Below are 17,499 nucleotides of genomic sequence, written 5' to 3' on the forward strand. Positions count from 1 at the left end.
CGCGCCTCTTCGCGCCGTTTACCTTGGAGGTAATGGATCGGCTCACCGGCCGGCGATATGGTCTCGGCCATGATGAATGCACAAGCCTCTGCCGCCCGTCCGGTCGGCGACCATCTGCGCGAATGGCGGCAACGCCGGCGCCTCAGCCAACTCGATCTCGCCTGCGAGGCCGACATTTCCACGCGCCACCTCAGCTTTCTCGAGACCGGCCGCTCCAAGCCCAGCCGCGACATGGTGCTGCATCTGGCGGAGCGGCTGGACATTCCGCTGCGCGAGCGCAACCTGCTGCTGGTCGCCGCCGGCTTCGCGCCGATCTTCGCCGAGCGCACGCTCGACGATCCGGCGCTGCGGGCGGCACGCCAGGCGATCGACCTGGTGCTGGCCGGCCACGAGCCGTTTCCGGCGTTGGCGGTCGACCGGCACTGGACCCTGGTCACGGCCAATGCCGCGGTGGGTCGCCTGCTGGCCGGCGTCGATCCGGCGCAACTGGCCGGCCCGATCAACGTGCTGCGGCTCAGCCTGCATCCGGCGGGATTGGCGCCGCGCATCGTCAACCTGCGGGAATGGCGCGATCATCTGCTGTTCCGCCTGCGCCGGCAGATCGAATTGACAGCCGATCCGGTCCTGGAGGCGTTGCTGGCCGAGCTCGCGGCCTACCCCGTGCCCTATCGGCCGGGTCCGAAGCCGGCCAACGATCACGAACAGGCCGGCGTCATCGTGCCGTTCCGGCTCGAGACCGCCGAGGGCCTGCTTGACCTGTTCAGCACGACCACGATCTTCGGCACGCCCATCGACGTGACCTTGTCGGAATTGGCGATCGAGGCATTCTATCCGGCCGATGCGGCGACCGGCGAACGGCTGCGGCGTCTGGCGTCCAAGGCATGACTCGAATCTCCATTTCGGGCGCGCCGCCGATCCTCTATAGGATGCGCAGCCTTCCCCTCATCCGCCTGCGACACCAGCTTCATGAAACTCGCCATCGTCGACCATGCGCTCGTCGACCTGAACGGCCATCACTATGAATATGATGGCGCGCTGGCGGCGGCCGGCCGCGCGCGCGATCTTGCGGTCACGGTGCTGGCCAATCGCGCCTATGACGGGCCGACCCACGAGTTCGAGATCCTGCCGTGGTTCGGCCAGGGCTACTACGACCTGACGTCGGGCGGGCGGGCGCGCCGGCTTGCCTATCGCGCCTTGTCTGCCCTGCCGAACCGGGTCGCGCGCAAGTTGCAAAGCGGCGTACGGCTGGTCTGGAACCAGCGGCATCGCCGGCGCCGGACCGCCGACGACAGCTTCGGCCGCGATTTCCTGACCGCCTGCGAGCGGCTCGGGCTCGGGGCCGACGACCATGTCCTGATCCATACCATCGGCGTCGACGAGCTGGATGCGCTGGTCGGGGTCTTGACCAGCGCCGACCGCGCCTGGCCCTGGATCCATCTGCAACTCGTCCGCAGGGTCGAGGAACTCGGCGCCGGGCGCCCGCGCGAGCGCCGGCCAGAAGCGGTGCTGGCACGGCTCAACGCCAGCCCGGTCGCGGCGGGGGTCCGGTACCATTCCGACACGGAAGAACTGGCCGCGATCTATGGCGCCCTTATGGGCCGGCCGGTCGGCGTGTTGCCGATCGCGTTTCGCCACGACCTGATCCTGGCCGCCCTAGCCGCCGCGCCGCCGCGGTCGGCCACGGCGCCCATCACCGTCGGCTATCTGGGCAACGCCCGTCTGGAAAAGGGTTTCCAGCATTTGCCCGATCTGGTCGAGCAGATCACCGGACGGCTCGGCTGGGCTGGGAAGGTGCGCTTCCATTTTCAGTCGCCGTTCAATATTCCCGACGGCGAGCCGGGCATCGGTGCCGCGCGCGCCCGACTCGCCGCTTTTCCGGCCGGGCTGGTGGCGCTCGACGACCGGGTGCTGACGACCGGGCAATATTACGGTCTGCTGGCCGAGATCGACGTGCTGGTTCTGCCTTACGACGGCGCGCGCTATGATATCCGCTCGTCGGGCATCCTGGTTCAGGCCCGGGTCGCCGGCAAACCGATGGTGGCGCCCGAGGGATCCTGGATCGCGCGCCAGGCGCCGGCTCCGGCCGGCGAGGCATTCCGGAACGCGGACGACCTGGCCGACGCGCTGGGCCGCCTGCTCGAACGCTATGAGGCCGCCCGGCGGGCCGCGGCGTCCGACGCGCTGGTCTGGCGCGCCGAACAGTCGCCCGAGCGCTATCTCGATCGTTTGTTCGAAGCAACGGGGGCACCATCATGACGTTCGACGGCCGCGGCCTGATCCTCGATCGCGACGGTGTCATCAATGTCGACATCAATTATCTGCACCGGGTCGAGGATGTCGTGTTCGTCGACGGCATCTTTCCGCTGCTGCGCGCGGCCAAGGCGGCGGGCTATGCGCTGGCGATCGCGACCAACCAGTCGGGCATCGGCCGGGGCCTCTATACCGAGGCGCAGTTCGAGACGCTGATGCTGTGGATCCGCAACCAGATGGCGTCCCAGGGCGCCTCGATCGACGCGGTCTATTTCTGTCCGCATCATCCGACCGAGGCGCTGGGGGACTATCGGCGCGACTGCGATTGCCGCAAGCCGAAGCCCGGCATGTTCCTGCAGGCGATCACCGACCTGTCGCTCGATCCGGCGCAGAGCTGGACGATCGGCGACAATTGGCGCGATCTGGACGCGGGCGAGGCGGCCGGCATCGCTCATCGGGTGCGGATCGATCCGACCGGCACCACCGTGCACCAGGAGCGCGGTCATTGGGTGGCGCCCAGCCTCGCCGAGATCCAACGGATGATGGGGCTGGCCCGTTGAAGAAAGTGCTGCTTTGGCAGTGGCAGCGACGGGGTGCCGGTCCAAAATACACGCTCGACCTGGCGCGCGCACTGCTGGCGCGCGGGCGGGTCGAACTGGCCCTGTCCATTTCGCGCCAGGCGGAGATCGTCGAGCAACTCCGGGCGCTCGACCTGCCGACGCAGGAGATCGACACCTATCGCAGCGGCATCGGCTTTCTCGCGGCGACCACGCGCCTGTCCTCGATCCGAAACGATTTCCGGGACTATCTGCGCCGACAACGGATCGAGACCGTGGTCGCGACCATGTCCCACCTGTGGAACCCGCTGATGGTCGGCCTGATCGCCCCGACCGGCGCGCGGCTCGTGACGGTGGTGCATGATGCGGCGTCCCATCCGGGCGATGCCTATCCCCTGCGCCAGCGCCTGGTCGGTCGCGAGCTGCGCGCCAGCGACCGGGTTGTGACGCTCACCGACCATGTCGGCGCGGGTGTCCGCAGGATTTTCGGCTATCCGCCAGAGCGCATCGCGGTAATCCCCCATGGCGCCTTTCGTTTCGATACCGCACCGATCCCCGTGCGGGAATGGCCGGAAGGCCGGCCATTCCGTTTCCTGTTCTTCGGTCGCCTGCGGCCGTACAAGGGGTTGGACCTGCTGATGGCAGCGATCGATCGGATCGATCCCAAGGTGAATTTCGAACTCATGATCGTTGGTGCCGGCGATCTGGGACCGCTCGCCCGCCGGATCGCCGACCATCCCCGGGTCCGGCTCGATCAGCGCTGGATTCCCGAGGATGCGGTCGGCGGGATCTTCGCGGCGGCCGATGCCACCGTGGCGCCCTATCGTGAGGCGAGCCAGTCCGGCGTGCTCGCCGCCTCCTATGGCGCCGGCCTGCCGATGATCGCGACGCCGGTGGGCGGCCTGGCCGAACAGATCCTGCCGTTCGATGCCGGACTGGTCTCGCCCGACCTCACGCCCGACGGCTTCGCCGCCGCCATGACCCGGCTCGCCACCGAACCGGCGCTTTACCGTCGCTTGGCGGCCCACGCCGTCGCTGCGGCGGAAGGGCCGCTGTCCTGGGATCGGATCGCCCAGCAGTTCGAGGATGTGATCGCCGCGGCGTAGCCTTCAGGGCAGCGCGTCGATCGCCTGGTTCAACCGTCCAATCGCCTCGTCGGTGACGCCACGACCGCACATGATATGGCGCGGGTCGCCGACCGGGATGTCGGGGAAATGGATGATGGGATAGTCCGGCCCGCCGATGCCCTCGGTGGCATAGGCCGACGCATCTTCCTCACTGGTCAGCGCCAGATCGGTATGGCCGGTCAGCACCATCTCGATCATCCGGCGCCCGCCGCTCGGCAGATGGATGATCTGCTTGGGATCGGCATGGGCGATCAGCCCGTCGAGGTAGGTGCCGTAGGAGAAGCCGTCGGTCGCGACCAGTTGCGCCTTGTTGGCCAGCAGGTCGGCGAGGCGGGTGCCGGGCGGAACGGGGAAGGATCGCCGCGCCAGACCGATGATCGGCTTGTCGCGATAGATCGGCTTGGTGAATTTGGCGAAGGCCGCGCGCTGCTCGGTCCAATACCAGCCGGGCGAACAGACAGGACCGGCATCGTCCCGGACGCGTTCCAGGATGCGGTTCACCGAGGTGAGCTCGAATGTATAGGAGATGCCGGCACGGTCGAACGCCGAGCGGGCCGGCGAGATGACCAGTCCGGTGACCGTGCCGTCCGGTGCGGTCATCGAGAACGGCGGCCGTTCGTAATAATAGAGCAGGACCGGGTCGGCCGCACTCGCCGGCGCCGGCCCGAACGCCGCCATGCCAGCGAGCGGCGCAACGAGACTCCAGCATCTGCGCTGGATGGCGGCGAACGGGCGTCTGGCCACGGCGAACAACTCTCGGTGATCCGATCCGCCGATCATAAGCTGCCGCGATCGCCACCGCCACGGAAGAGACCGGCGACGCTGTCCGTCGAGGATACCGCCGCCGGCCGCCCCGTCAGCGCACGTGGGCGGCGGTCTGGCCGAACAGCACCTTCTTCGCTTCCTCGCTCATCGTCGGCTGGTTCGAGACATCCTTGCCGCGCTCATAGGCGAGCACAGTCGCCGGCCGTTCCTTGATGGCGTGGAACCATCGCTTCAGATGCGGGAAGTCGTCGAGGTTTTGACCCTGCCGCTCGTAAGGCACGATCCAGGGATATGAGGCCATGTCGGCGATCGAATACTCCCCGGCGACGAACTCCCGGTCGGCCAGGCGCTTGTTCAGCACGCCATACAGCCGGTTGGTCTCGTTGACGTAGCGCTTGATGGCATATTCCAGCTTTTCGGGCGCATAGACCGCGAAATGATGATTCTGGCCGGCCATCGGGCCGAGCCCGCCCATCTGCCAGAACAGCCATTGCAGCGTGTCGTAGCGTGTGCGCGGGTCGGCCGACAGGAACCGGCCGGTCTTTTCCGCCAGGTAGACCAGGATGGCGCCCGATTCGAAGATCGAGATCGGGGCACCGCCGTCGGTCGGCTCGGTATCGACGATCGCCGGCATGCGGTTGTTCGGCGCAATCTGCAGGAAGTCCGGCTTGAACTGCTCGCCGGTGCCGATGTTGACTGGCTTGATCTCATAGGGCAGGCCGGCCTCTTCCAGGAACATCGTGATCTTGTGCCCGTTGGGCGTCGGCCAATAATGGAGTTGGATCATCTGGCGGCAGGCTCCCGGAAAGCATTGGCTTGAGAGGGGATCGCGGTCGTCCGCGAAAGGCTCTGCTTAGATGGGAAGCGAAAGTGGTTTTGCCACTATTCCGCGGGCTGACGGCGCGTCACGAGTTTGTGTGCCTCGGCGATCTGCCACACGATCAGGCCGGGCAGGAAGATGATCGCGTCACGGATGCGGCGCGCGATGGCCACGGCCAGCGCGGTACCGGGGTCCAGCCCCAGCATCGCGCCCAGCAGGATGAACCCGCCTTCCTGCACGCCGACCGCGCCCGGCACGACGAAGGCGGCGGAGCTGATCGCCTGGGCCAGGGATTCCAGCAGAACCGCGTCGTAGAGATCGACCGGATGGCCCATGAACTGCAGCGCCAGATAGATCTCGCCGGTGCCGACGGTCCAGCCGATCAGCTGCCAGCCGATGGAGCTCAGGACCCGGCCCGGCCGGCGATAGACCAGGCGCAGCACCCGGTCGAGCCGGGCGGCGTTGCCGACCAGATCGGCCCAACGGTCGCCGAACAGCGCGCCGACCAGGCGCGCGCCCATGTTGACGATGCCCATGCGCTGGATGGCGAACAGCCCGGCCACCATGGGCAGGAAAGCCAGAAGACCGAAGATCACGCGCCAGACCACGGCAGTGTCGTCGATGCGCAGCAGCAGCAGCACGAGGCCCGCGACCGTGAACAGGAATTGGCTGACCAGGGTCAGGGTGATGTCGCTGATCAGGCTGGCCGCGACCGGCGTCGGGCGATAGCCCATGCGGGTCAGCACCCGGTACGACACGACCTCGCCGCCGATGCGCGCGACCGGCAGCAGGCCGTTGACCGATTCGCGCAACCAGACCGAATAGGTCATCTGCAGCAGCGATGGCGCCGGGCCGGCGACGAACAGCACGCGCCACGCGATCGCCATCACGACCATCGGCACGACATGGAACAGGCTGGCCCAGATCAGCCCGACGCCGGCGGTCTCGAGCGCGGCCGTGACCGGGCCGATGCCTTCATAGACGAGGATGCCGGTCAGCAACGCCGCGCCGATCAGGCCGAACAGGCTGGCCCAGCGGATCATGCTGCCACCTGCGTCGGACGACCGTCGGCAATGTCGGTGAAGCTGGTGCGCTCGATGCCGTGAACGGCGACGAGCCGCTTCACCTCCGGCGACAGCAATGCCGCCAGTTCGTCCGCGTGCCGGTAGGTCGGCATGGTGCGCGCGAGCTTGGGCGACAGCGACGTGGCCGGATGGAAGTAGATCTCGGTGATGCCGTCGGGCAGATGGGGGATGAGGGCAGCCACCCGCGCCTCGGTCATCGCCCCCGACCAGGCCAGGCCGAAGACCTGATCGTTGGTCGCGACGCCGTGACGCTTCAGCATGGCCTTCAGCTGTCCGGTCCAGGCCCGCAGCGCCGCGGCACCCAGGCCGCCGGCTGCGGCATGGCCTTCCGCGACCGCGACCGGGCCGGCAGGCTCGATCGGCAGGCGTACGGCGCGCAGGCCATACTCGCGACCGATCTCGACGATCAGGCGCGCGACGGTCGGATGCAGGTGGATATGCTTGTGAGTATTGGCATGGTCGAGCGCCAGGCCGGTGCGCCGGAACGCCTCGAACTGCGCGCGGATCTCGCGGGCCAATTGCGCGCGGATGCCGGGCTTGAAGAAAAAGCGAAAGCCGGCTTGCACCATGTCGCCGGGGAAGCGGCCGGTCGCATCGACCAGATCGGGAATGTCGGCCGGAGCCGAGACAGGGGTCGCCTCGACCAGGGCCACATGCAGGCCGACGCGCAAGCCCGGATACCGGTGCGCGATGGCCACGGCCTCGTCGGCTGCATCTTCGCCGACCATCAGGCTGGCAGCCGCCAGCAGCCCGTCGCGATGGGCGATCTCGACCGCGTCATTGACCGCGCGGTCGAGACCGAAATCGTCTGCCGAAAAGATGACCCGCTTCATGCCGGGTGAGCCGAAGCGAGGCGTCTGCCTCGGTTCAGCCGGCGACCTGATGCCGCTCGCGCAGGAACTGGAAGAACTCGACACCTTCGCGCAGGCGACGGACCAGCATCTGCGGGCTGCGGATCATCTCGTTCAGGATCGACAGGATCTTCGAGCGGCGGAAATAGAATCGCCGGTACATGACCTCGACAGCCGCGAAGATCTCGAGATGCGACAGATGCGGGTAGTGCAGCGGCGCCATCTGCACGCCATGCTCGTCGATCAACTCGGCATGCTCGATGTCGAGCCAGCCATTCTCGACCGCCTGGTCGAACAGGAACGTGCCAGGATAGGGGGCGGCCAGCGAAACCTGGATCGTGTGCGGATTGATCTCGGTCGCATAGCGGATCGTCTCCTCGATCGTCTCGTGCGTCTCGCCCGGCAGGCCCATGATGAAGGTGCCGTGAATCTTGATGCCGAGCTTGTGGCAGTCGCTGGTGAATTTCTTCGCGACTTCGATCCGCATGCCCTTCTTGATGTTGTGCAGGATCTGCTGGTTGCCGGACTCGTATCCCACCAACAGCAGGCGCAGACCGTTTTCCTTCAGGACCTTCAGCGTCTCGTAGGGCACGTTCGCCTTGGCATTGCAGGACCAGGTCACGCCCAGCTTGCCCAGCTCCCGGGCGATGGCTTCCGCGCGCGGCAGGTCGTCGGTGAAGGTGTCGTCGTCGAAGAAGAATTCCTTGACCTGCGGATAGTGCTTCTTCGCCAGCTTGATCTCTTCGATCACATGCCCGACCGAGCGCGTGCGGTAGCGATGGCCGCCGACGGTCTGCGGCCACAGGCAGAAGGTGCAGCGCGACTTGCAACCGCGGCCCGTGTAGATCGAGATGTACGGGTGCTGCAGATAGCCGATGAAATAGTCTTCGAGGCGCAGGTTCTGCTTGTAGACCTCGGTGACGTAGGGCAGCTCGTCCATGTTCTCGAGGATCGCGCGGTCGCGGTTATGGACCAGCTCGCCCGCCTCGTTGCGGTACGAAATGCCGTCGATCTCGGCCCAGTCGCGGCCTTCGGCCACTTCCTTGATGGTGAAATCGAACTCGTTGCGTGCGACGAAATCGACGACGGGCGCCGCCTTGAGGCTCTTTTCAGCCTCGACCGCGACCTTGGCGCCGATGAAGCCGATCTTGAGCTTCGGGTTCGCCTGCTTCATCGCTTCGGCGACCTTGACGTCCGACGCGAAGGACGGGGTCGAGGTATGCATGACGCACAGCTCGTAGCCTTCCTTGGCCTGGTCGTCGAGCACGTCCTTGAGGCTGATGCGGGCTGGCGGCGCGTCGATCAGCTTGGAGCCCGGAACCAGGGCGGCCGGCTGGGCCAGCCAGGTCGGGAACCAGAACGACTTGATCTCTCGTTTCGCCTGGTACCGGGACCCCGCGCCGCCGTCGAAGCCTTCAAAGGACGGGGCCTGGAGGAACAGGGTCTTCATCATGCCAAAGGATCTCCCTCGAAAGTCAGTTCGCCGCGTTGATCGACCTGGAAGTGCTGATCGCGCCATGTCACTCGTTGCCCGCAGAAGCTGGCGACGAGAACGATCAATGACAAGACGTCGCGAATCGGTACCAGGGCCGCCCGAAGCGGGATCAGACCGAATATTCGGCTGCACGTATATATCAGAGCCTCACGGGCCGCCAGAGCGCCGGCGAGCGCCAGCCATGCGCCTTCGGCGAAGCCGCTGAGCGGCAGGGCCGCCAGTGCCAGGGGCACCGGATTGGTGATGACCGAGGCGGCGAGCCCGACCGGCGAGATCGACCGGACCGTCCGTTGCCAGCGCAACTCGTGGCGGAAGAGCGCGCCCAGGTCGGCCTCCAGCACGATGTTCTCGACCACGTAGGGCGAAATCACGACCTCGTAGCCCGCATCGCGCACCAGCCGGCCCAGCACGTAATCGTCGGCCAGATGGTTGATCAGCGCGCCGAGCCCGCCGACCTCGGCCAGGGTCGAGCGCCGCAGCGCCATGGTGGCGCCGAAACAGCCGGTGTCCGCGCCCACCAGCTTGCCGACCAGCACCGACGGCAGGAAGCCGTTGTTGATGAAGGCCGCGCCCAGCGCGGAAGCGACGCCGCGCTCGGGCCGGCCCTTATAAAGGCAGGTGACCAGGCCCACGCCCTCGGGCATCAGGGGGCCCACGACCGCGTCGAGATAGTGGGGCTCGACCCGCATGTCGCTGTCGGCGATGACCAGGATCTCATGCTTCGCCACCGCCATCATGTTGGCGAGGTTGCAGATCTTGAAGTTGGTGCCGGGCAGCGCGCCGTCGATGACCAGGGTGACGTCGGCGCCAGGCAGGTCGGCGATGACCTGGCGGGCGATCGCCACGGCCGGGTCCGAATCGCGATGGGCGCCGATCACGATCTGAACCGGCCCGTCGTAGGCCTGGCGGCAGAACGAGCGCAGATTCTCGTAGAGGCCGGGATCGGCCCCGCACACCGGCTTCAGGATGGTGACCGGGGGACGCCCGACCGGCATCACCGGCCGGCGCCGGCCGAAGGACCAGACTGCGATGGTTGCCGTCACGAGATAGAAGATGCCGACCAGGCTGGCCGCTATCCCCACGTCGCCTAGTATGTCGATACCGTCGAACAAGCGTGCGCTTTCCTTAAAGCCCGACCCATCGATCCACCGGGCGATCATGATACGGCCGGAGCCGCCGGCATCGTTGCCGGCGTTCCAAATTATATCCCGACCTCTCGGACAATCCTGGGGCGCCCGAGGTCAAGGCGCGTGAACAATCGGTGACGATGCCATCTTGTCGCCGTGGCGGGGATGTAATGTCAAGCAGAGGCCGTACAATAAGACTGTGCGGATTTTCTGACGGTTAAGGATCGACCGGGTTCCCGGCGATCCCGATATCGCGGTCGGACGAAGGCGATAATCCGTGCGCCGCCGCCCTTTCCGGGCATACGTCGGTAGGAAGGCATGCGCCGGACCGTCGGCAGAGGTGCCTTTCGGGACGGCGCTCAGACCTGTGCCGCGTCGAACCGCGCCCGGGCCCCGGTGATCGCCGGCAGTTGCAGGTCGGCCCAGGCGACCAGTCCGCGCATCGGCTCCAGCAACGATAAGCCTAGCGCGGTCAGCCGGTACTCCACGCTGGGCGGCGTCGTCGGAAACACGGTGCGATCGACCAGGCCGTCGCGCTGCAGGCTGCGTAAGGTCTGGGTCAGCATGCGCTGCGAGATGTCGTCGACCGCGCGTCGCAGTTCGCCGAAACGATGCGGACGCGGCGCCAGGGTCAGGATCAGCAGAAAGCTCCATTTGTCGCCGATGCGGTCGAGCACGCTCCGGATCGGGCAGTCCGGATCCCGCAGTTCCCTGGGAGTAACCATCGGATCCGCACCTGCCGTCTTTACGGGCATGTCTCACTCTCATATCTAAATCTAGTCTCAGAAAGAGACTAATCCTGTTCAAAGGGCATGTCCATGAAGCTTGCGATCATCGGCGCCACCGGCAATGTCGGAACCCGTCTCGTGGCGGAAGCGCTCCACCGGGGCCACCGCGTCACCGCCATCGCCCGGGATCCCCTGAAGCTCGATCGGCGGGACGGCCTTCTGCCCGTCGCCGGCGACGCCGACCAGCCGGACCGATTGGCTCCCTTGCTGGCCGATCACGACGCGGTCGTCAGTTCGGTCGCCTTTCGGCTCAGCGACCCGCACCGCCTGATCGAGGCGGTGCGCCGCTCGGGTGTGAAACGCTATCTCGTCGTCGGGGGCGCCGGCAGTCTCGAGGCGGCACCCGGCACGCTGCTCATCGACACGCCGCATTTCCCGGAATTCGCCCGCGAAGAGGCCGGCCGCGGCAAGATCTTCCTCGATGTCCTGCGCCCTGTCGACGATCTCGACTGGACCATGCTCAGCCCATCGGCCCTGTTCGTCGCCGGTGAGCGAACCGGCACGTTCCGCCTGGGCGGCGACGCTCTGCTGACCGCCGCCGACGGCAAGAGCTGGATCTCGTTCGAGGATTACGCGGTGGCGATGCTCGACGAGATCGAGAAGCCGACGCATGTGCGCCGGCGCTTCACCGTCGGTTATTGACGGGCATCGAGCGCTCGAACTGCTCAGCCGTCGCCGCCAAAGGCAGCGACACCGTCGCGACCAGCCCCGGCCCGTTGCCGCCGAGCGTGATCGTGCCGCCGTGCAGGCGCACCACGGCGCGGGCGAGGCTCAGGCCCAGGCCGTTGCCCTCCGTGGTCCGGCTGGCTTCGAGCCGGTAGAACCGGTCGAACACGCGCTCCCGCTCGTCGGGCGGGATGCCCGGCCCGTCATCGGCGACGGCGAGGCGCGCCATGGTCCCGTCCGTGGTGACCGAGATGCGCACGGTGCCGCCGGTCGGGGTGTATTTGAGCGCGTTCTCGACCAGGTTCGCGACCGCGCGCGACAGCATATGGCGGTCGCCGCGCACCTCGATCGGCTGGGCGGCGGTTTCGATCTTGAGGGCCAGGCCTTTTTCCTCGGCGACCGGCTCGTAGAGGTCGGCCAGATCGCGCGCGAAGGCTGCGAGGTCGAGCGGGACGAGCTTGGCGCGCGGGCTGCCGGCCTCGGCCTCGGCGATGTCGAGCAGGGCCGTGAAGGTCGCCAGCAGTTGGTCCGCCTCGCCGATGGTCTGCTGCAGCACGTCGCGATAGCGCTCGGTCGAGGGTTCCTCGATCAGCGCCATCTCGATCCGGCTGCGTAGGCGGCCGAGCGGCGAGCGCAGGTCATGGGCGATATTGTCGGTGACCTGGCGCATGCCGGCCATCAACCGCTCGATCTGGTCGAGCATGGCATTCAGGTTCTGGGCCAGCCGGTCGAATTCGTCGCCCGAGCCCTTGAGCGGGATGCGGCGGCTGAATTCGCCGGCCATGATGAGGTCGCCGGTCCGGTTGATCGTTTCGATCCGGGCCAGTGCCCGGCGGCTCAGCACGATGCCGCCCACCAGACCCAGCAGCAGCATGAGCGCACCCGACGAGACCAGGGCCGTCACGATCCGGTTGCGGAAGGCCGTGTTCTCGGCCAGGTCCCGGCCGACCAGCAGCTGCACGCCCCCGGCCAGCACGAAGCTGGTCGCCTGGGCGATGTGCGGGCTGCTGTCGCGCCGCCCGTCATCGCTCAGGCGAAACCGCATCCAGCCGTCCGCCTGGACCTCCAGGTCGGGCCAGCGCGACAGGTTGCCCGCCAGCGGGTGCTGGCGCTGGTCGGTCAGCAGATAAAGCATGCTCGAGCCGCGCTCGGGGTTCGAACGCTCGTTGATGACCGCGACCAGGCCGGCGAGGCCGCGCTGGCGATATTGCTCGGCGAGGCCGGTGATCTCGGCGTCGATCGTCTCGTCGGTCTGGCGTGTGCCGTAGATCACGGTCTGCCAATAGATCAGCGCCAGCATCGCCAGCATGGAGCCGGCGAACAGCGCGAAATAATAGACCGCGAGCCGGAAGGTCGAGGTTCGGACGAGGTCGATCAGGCGGCCTTGAGACAGTAGCCGGCTCCCCGGACGGTGTGCAGCATCGGCTTCATGAAGCCTTTGTCGATCTTCTGCCGAAGCCGGCTGATATGCACGTCGATGACGTTGGTCTGCGGGTCGAAATGATAATCCCAGACCTGCTCCAGCAGCATTGTCCGCGTCACGACATGGCCGGCGTTGCGCGCGAGATATTCCAATAATCGGAATTCTCGCGGCAGCAGCTCGATCTCGGCCGCCCCGCGGCGGACCGTCCGGGCCAGCAGGTCGATTTCCAGCTCGCCGACCCTGAGCTTGGTCTCGGTCTTGCCGCCGGCCCCGCGACGCAGCAGCGACTCGATCCGGGCCATCAGTTCGGAGAAGGCATAGGGCTTGGTCAGGTAGTCGTCGCCGCCGGCCTTCAGGCCGCGCACACGGTCGTCGACCTGGTCGAGCGCCGACAGGATCAGCACGGGCGTGTGATTGTCCGACGCGCGCAGCGCCGCCACGATCGCCAGCCCGTCCATACCGGGCAGCATGCGGTCTAGGATGATGGCGTCGAACCGTTCGGTCGTCGCCAGCATCAGGCCGTCGCGGCCGTCGGCCGCGTGGTCGACCGTATGACCGCTTTCCTTCAGGCCCTTCACTAGAAAGGCCGCGGCCTCGCGATCATCCTCGACGACGAGCAGCTTCATGATGGGGGACCTGGAGGATCGGGAGCGGGGCCCTCCGCCGGTCACGCCCGGACGGAGTCCAGGCTTTTCCAGGGGCGAGAAATCGCCGGACGAGCCGGCGATGACGCGGCGGAGGGTAGGGGCTAGCCGTTCTTCTCGTCGGGCGTCAGCGCTACGTAACGGTTCTGGCCGTGGCGGTTGACCAGCAGCAGGACCGACTTGGCCTTGCCGGTTTTCGCCGCGTCCTTGACCTTCTGAACGACGTCCTCGGGCTTGCTGACCGGCGTCTGGTCGATCTGGACGATGACGTCGCCGGCCTCGATGCCCTTGTCGGCGGCCGGGCTGCCTTCCTTGACCCGCGACACCAGCACGCCGTTGACGTCCTTGGGGATCGACAGGCGCTTGCGGATGTCCGGGTTGAGGTTGGACAGGGTCAGGCCCAGCGAGGGCGCCTTGCCCGGCCGTTCCTCGCCGGTCTGCGGATCGACCGAGGCGACCTTGGCGTCGTCCAGCTTTTCGATCGTGGTCGGCAGGCTGGTGTGCTCGCCCTTGCGGAACACGCCCAGGTCGACCTTCGTCCCGATCGGGGTCTCGGCCACGATGCGCGGCAGGTCGCGCATCTTCTCGACCGTCTTGCCGTTGAACTTCTCGATCACGTCTCCGACCTTGACGCCCGCCTTGGCGGCGGGGCTGTCCGCCGACACGGACGAGACGAGCGCGCCGGCCGGATGGTTCTGGTCGAGGCCGAGCGAGTTCGCGATCTCCGGCGTCACTTCCTGGATCTGCACGCCCAGCCAGCCGCGATCGACGTGGCCGACACTCTTCAGCTGCTCGATCACCGTCTTCGCGGAATTGGACGGGATGGCGAAGCCGATGCCGACGGAGCCGCCGTTCGGCGAGAAGATCGCGGTGTTGATGCCGATCACCTCGCCTTGCATGCTGAAGGTCGGACCACCGGAATTGCCGCGGTTGATCGAGGCGTCGATCTGCAGGAAATCGACGTAGTTGGAATCGGCGATCGGGCGGCCGCGTGCCGACACGATGCCCTTGGTGACCGTGCCGCCCAGGCCGAACGGGTTGCCGACCGCGATGACCCAGTCGCCGACCTTGGCCTGGTCGCTGTCGCCGAACTTGACGAACGGCAGCGGTTTCGGCGCATCGATCTTCAACAGGGCGAGATCGCTCTTCACGTCCTTGCCGATGATCTTGGCCGGGTGCTGGGTGTCGTCGGCAAAAGTCACCGTAACCTTCTCGGCATCGCCCACCACATGGTTGTTGGTGACGACGTAGCCCGTCGGATCGACGATGAAGCCGGAGCCGAGCGAGATCACCTTCTGGGCATTCGGGGCGGCATGGGGGGCGCCGCCGCGGCCCTTGCCCTGCTGCTGCTCGAAGAATTTGCGCAGGAATTCGTCGAACGGCGTGCCCTGGCCGCCGCCGCCGCCCGGGCCTTGCAACTGCGGACCCTGATCCTGGTCGTCGTCGTCATCGCTGCCGCCCTGGTCGGCCTGCTCTTCGCCGCCGCCGGAGCCGGGCTTCTGGACGACCGAGATGTTGACGACGGCAGGCAGCACTTTGTCGACGATCGGCGAGAAGCTCGGCAGGTCTTGCGACATGGGGGCGGAGATCGGGGCCTGGGCGAAGGCGGGGGCCAACGGCCCGAAAGCCAGACTGGTCGACAGGCCCAGGAGCAGGAGCGTCCGGCCATACGGGTGGCGACGCGGGGTTGGCTCTCTGTCAGTCACGGCGAAAATGCCTCCTCGATGGCAAGGCGTGAAATGGGGCGCGTTCATGAGACACGAACGCCTCATCCTCAAAGATGGTCCCATGCACGTGTCGGCGACCCTGCCGGGAGATTAAATCTTTGTCATGTTGGCCAGGAGCGGTGAAAGCCGCGGTTCCGGAAACCGACCGGGAAAACGTTTCCTTCGCCAGGAGAGGCGGCCGTCCCGCAAGGTTTTGTTGACAGTCGGGATCTTATGCTTGTCGTCTGAGGAATGGAAAAAGCCAGGCACCGGTCCTGGACCAGGGGAATTTCGGCGAAACGGGCGAGCGGGCTTGAAAAAGCCGCGCCGTCGGCGGATGTATGGCCCTCGCCGAGCGATCCGGGACACGGCCGGATCGGCGTTCGAGGGCGCTTTCGGAAGACCCGATCGCCAGGATCAGTAGCGACATCCGGCAAGGGTGCGACGGGTTAGTTTGGGGAGCGACTTTCCGGATGGAAGAGGTTCAGCGGTATATTGCCGAGTACCGCGACTATTTCTACCTGCTGACGATCGTCTGGACCTTCCTCGAAGGCGAAACCTTCGTCCTGTTGGCCGCCGCGGTGGCCGCCAGTGGCTCGATAGATCCTTACAAGCTGGGGGCTGCGGCCTGGTGCGGCTCCTATCTGGGCGACCAGACCTGGTTCTTCGTCGGCCGCAAGGCCGGCCCGTTCCTGTTGCGGAAATTCCCCGACTGGAAGCATGGCATCGACATGGTGCATCGCTGGCTCGAGCGCTGGGACGTGCTGTTCATCCTGACGTTCCGCTTCATCTATGGCATTCGCAATTTCTCGTCGGCCGCCATGGGCCTGTCCGAACTGTCGATCGCCCGCTTCATGGTGCTGAATTTCATCGGTGCCGGGCTGTGGTCGGCGACCTTCGTCAGCGTCGGCTATCTGTTCGGCCATGCGATCGGCCGGCTGCTCGGCCAATATGCGCTGGCGATCGAACTGAGCGCGCTGGGCATCTTCGCGGTCGCCGTGGTGATGATCCTGCTGGTGACGCGCTGGCGGTCGCGCCGTGCCCGCCGCCTCGCCCTGCTGCCGAACGATCGGGTCTAGCAGGCACAGAAATGGCCGGGCCTGCCGTACCCGCCGTCTGTGTCCGATGCGGTGCTGCGATGATCTGCACGCCCGCGGGCGATTGCTGGTGCATGGCGTTGCCGCCGCGCCTGCCGGTCCCGACCACGCCGGCCGCCTGCCTTTGCCAACGCTGCCTCGCTGCGGCCCCGGCTCCGCGCGCGGACTGATCCCGCTATCCGGCCGTCGGTTTTTCGGCAGCCAGTTCCAGGATGTGGTGGGCCAGCACCGTCGCGGACAAGGGCTTCAGGCCGAAGGCGAAATGCTGGGTGATGCTGCCGGCGGAGATGGCGAGGCCGGCGTCGGCCGCAGCCAGCAGTGCCCCCAGGCGCCGGGCGATGTCGAGCCGGGTTACGATCACGCGCTTGGCGCCGATCGCCAGGGCCGATTCGGCGAACAACCGGGCCTCGCCGGCATCGAGCAACGCCGGCAGCACCAGGACGGGTTCGGTCGAGGTCTGCAGTGCCAGCCGGCCGAGGGCGGCAAAGCCGGCCGTGTCGGCAGCGTCGAGCCCGGCGGTGTCGATCAGCAGCGGTCCGGTCGCCGGTACCGACACGTCGGGCGCCGCGAGGTCGATCTGCTCCGGATCGATGCCCAGCACGGAGACGAATTCGGCCAGTTGCCCCACACCGCCCGGGCGGTCGATGTCGGTCGTCAGCACGCGGGCGACCGGCGTCGTGCCGCGGGCGGCGAGCTTGCCGATCAGCGTCGTCTTGCCGGCGGCCGGCGGTCCGATCAGCAACAGCCGTGTCCGGCCGGCCTGGGGCAGGCCCGAGAATTTCAGCAGCGCCTTCAGGCCGCTTTCCAGCAAGTGCAACGCATCGCCCTTGCGGACCTTGCGCTCGATCAGGCGATGGACGAAGCGCGGCGGCGCATCGTGGAAATTGAGCGCGTCCTCGACCACCTCGATCGCGCTCAGTGCGGGCCGTTCGGCGGCACCGTCGATCAGGCCGGCAAAATTGCCGTCGGCATTCGCCTCGTCGCCGACCAGCACGGCGGACGGTCCGAGCTGGACCGCGGCGCGGAAGGCAGCTTCGCGCGAATCTTGGGCGAGCAGGAACTTGAGGCGCATCGGCAGGGCACTCGGGAGAGACCGGT

17 protein-coding genes are annotated in these 17,499 nt (G+C 67.0%); 6 read left to right on the plus strand and 11 right to left on the minus strand.

What is annotated here, in order from left to right; all coding sequences use genetic code 11:
- Nucleotides 1–69: 69 nt before the first annotated feature.
- The 4 genes from VGV37_RS04790 (at nt 70) to VGV37_RS04805 (ending at nt 3,913) form a co-directional block, all read left to right on the plus strand.
- Nucleotides 70–885: a helix-turn-helix transcriptional regulator gene (locus VGV37_RS04790; RefSeq protein ID WP_326878485.1), complete on the plus strand. Its 816-nt coding sequence runs from the start codon at nt 70–72 to the stop codon at nt 883–885.
- A gap of 81 nt (nt 886–966) precedes the next feature.
- Nucleotides 967–2,256 (plus strand): hypothetical protein, encoded by a 1,290-nt coding sequence (locus VGV37_RS04795; RefSeq protein WP_326878486.1) that lies wholly within the window; start codon nt 967–969, stop codon nt 2,254–2,256.
- Nucleotides 2,253–2,810: a D-glycero-beta-D-manno-heptose 1,7-bisphosphate 7-phosphatase gene (gene gmhB, locus VGV37_RS04800; protein ID WP_326878487.1), complete on the plus strand. Its 558-nt coding sequence runs from the start codon at nt 2,253–2,255 to the stop codon at nt 2,808–2,810. The genes VGV37_RS04795 and gmhB overlap by 4 nt, the downstream gene beginning before the upstream one ends.
- A gap of 5 nt (nt 2,811–2,815) precedes the next feature.
- A complete protein-coding gene (locus VGV37_RS04805) occupies nt 2,816–3,913 on the plus strand; it encodes a glycosyltransferase family 4 protein (RefSeq protein WP_326878676.1) in 1,098 nt (365 codons plus the stop codon).
- 3 nt (nt 3,914–3,916) lie between these two features.
- On the opposite strand, the gene VGV37_RS04810 is transcribed toward VGV37_RS04805, so the two are convergent.
- From VGV37_RS04810 to VGV37_RS04840, 7 genes are all read right to left on the minus strand, one after another.
- Entirely contained in the window at nt 3,917–4,678 is a 762-nt protein-coding gene (locus tag VGV37_RS04810; protein ID WP_326878488.1) for a substrate-binding periplasmic protein, read from the minus strand.
- A 112-nt stretch (nt 4,679–4,790) separates the two neighbouring features.
- Complete coding sequence (locus VGV37_RS04815; RefSeq protein ID WP_326878489.1) at nt 4,791–5,486, minus strand: glutathione binding-like protein; 696 nt, start codon at nt 5,484–5,486, stop codon at nt 4,791–4,793.
- A gap of 95 nt (nt 5,487–5,581) precedes the next feature.
- The gene (locus VGV37_RS04820) at nt 5,582–6,562 is read right to left on the minus strand and encodes a lysylphosphatidylglycerol synthase domain-containing protein (protein WP_326878490.1); all 981 of its coding nucleotides are present in this window, start codon (nt 6,560–6,562) and stop codon (nt 5,582–5,584) included.
- On the minus strand, nt 6,559–7,437 hold the full coding sequence (gene hpnK, locus VGV37_RS04825; protein WP_326878491.1) for a hopanoid biosynthesis-associated protein HpnK: 879 nt from the start codon (nt 7,435–7,437) through the stop codon (nt 6,559–6,561). Before hpnK ends, VGV37_RS04820 begins: the two co-directional genes overlap by 4 nt.
- A gap of 34 nt (nt 7,438–7,471) precedes the next feature.
- A complete protein-coding gene (hpnJ, locus tag VGV37_RS04830; protein WP_326878492.1) occupies nt 7,472–8,908 on the minus strand; it encodes a hopanoid biosynthesis associated radical SAM protein HpnJ in 1,437 nt (478 codons plus the stop codon).
- Entirely contained in the window at nt 8,905–10,062 is a 1,158-nt protein-coding gene (gene hpnI, locus VGV37_RS04835) for a bacteriohopanetetrol glucosamine biosynthesis glycosyltransferase HpnI (protein ID WP_326878493.1), read from the minus strand. The genes hpnJ and hpnI overlap by 4 nt, the downstream gene beginning before the upstream one ends.
- Nucleotides 10,063–10,436: 374 nt before the next feature.
- Nucleotides 10,437–10,802 (minus strand): helix-turn-helix domain-containing protein, encoded by a 366-nt coding sequence (locus VGV37_RS04840; RefSeq protein WP_326878494.1) that lies wholly within the window; start codon nt 10,800–10,802, stop codon nt 10,437–10,439.
- Between the two features lie 93 nt (nt 10,803–10,895).
- Here VGV37_RS04840 and VGV37_RS04845 point away from each other — a divergent pair, with 93 nt between their 5' ends.
- On the plus strand, nt 10,896–11,507 hold the full coding sequence (locus VGV37_RS04845; protein ID WP_326878495.1) for an NAD(P)-dependent oxidoreductase: 612 nt from the start codon (nt 10,896–10,898) through the stop codon (nt 11,505–11,507).
- Here the strand turns inward: VGV37_RS04845 and VGV37_RS04850 are convergent.
- The 3 genes from VGV37_RS04850 to VGV37_RS04860 form a co-directional block, all read right to left on the minus strand.
- Nucleotides 11,491–12,840 (minus strand): sensor histidine kinase, encoded by a 1,350-nt coding sequence (locus VGV37_RS04850; protein WP_326878496.1) that lies wholly within the window; start codon nt 12,838–12,840, stop codon nt 11,491–11,493. The two genes, VGV37_RS04845 and VGV37_RS04850, sit on opposite strands and share 17 nt — an antisense overlap.
- A 65-nt stretch (nt 12,841–12,905) precedes the next feature.
- On the minus strand, nt 12,906–13,580 hold the full coding sequence (locus tag VGV37_RS04855; RefSeq protein ID WP_326878497.1) for a response regulator transcription factor: 675 nt from the start codon (nt 13,578–13,580) through the stop codon (nt 12,906–12,908).
- Between the two features lie 122 nt (nt 13,581–13,702).
- On the minus strand, nt 13,703–15,304 hold the full coding sequence (locus tag VGV37_RS04860) for a DegQ family serine endoprotease (protein ID WP_326878498.1): 1,602 nt from the start codon (nt 15,302–15,304) through the stop codon (nt 13,703–13,705).
- A gap of 473 nt (nt 15,305–15,777) precedes the next feature.
- Here VGV37_RS04860 and VGV37_RS04865 point away from each other — a divergent pair, with 473 nt between their 5' ends.
- On the plus strand, nt 15,778–16,383 hold the full coding sequence (locus tag VGV37_RS04865; RefSeq protein ID WP_326878499.1) for a DedA family protein: 606 nt from the start codon (nt 15,778–15,780) through the stop codon (nt 16,381–16,383).
- A 193-nt stretch (nt 16,384–16,576) separates the two neighbouring features.
- Here the strand turns inward: VGV37_RS04865 and VGV37_RS04870 are convergent, their stop codons facing one another.
- The gene (locus VGV37_RS04870) at nt 16,577–17,473 is read right to left on the minus strand and encodes a hypothetical protein (protein ID WP_326878500.1); all 897 of its coding nucleotides are present in this window, start codon (nt 17,471–17,473) and stop codon (nt 16,577–16,579) included.
- Nucleotides 17,474–17,499 lie beyond the last annotated feature (26 nt).

This window comes from Aliidongia sp., from assembly GCF_035943795.1.
Taxonomy (GTDB): domain Bacteria; phylum Pseudomonadota; class Alphaproteobacteria; order ATCC43930; family CGMCC-115725; genus Aliidongia.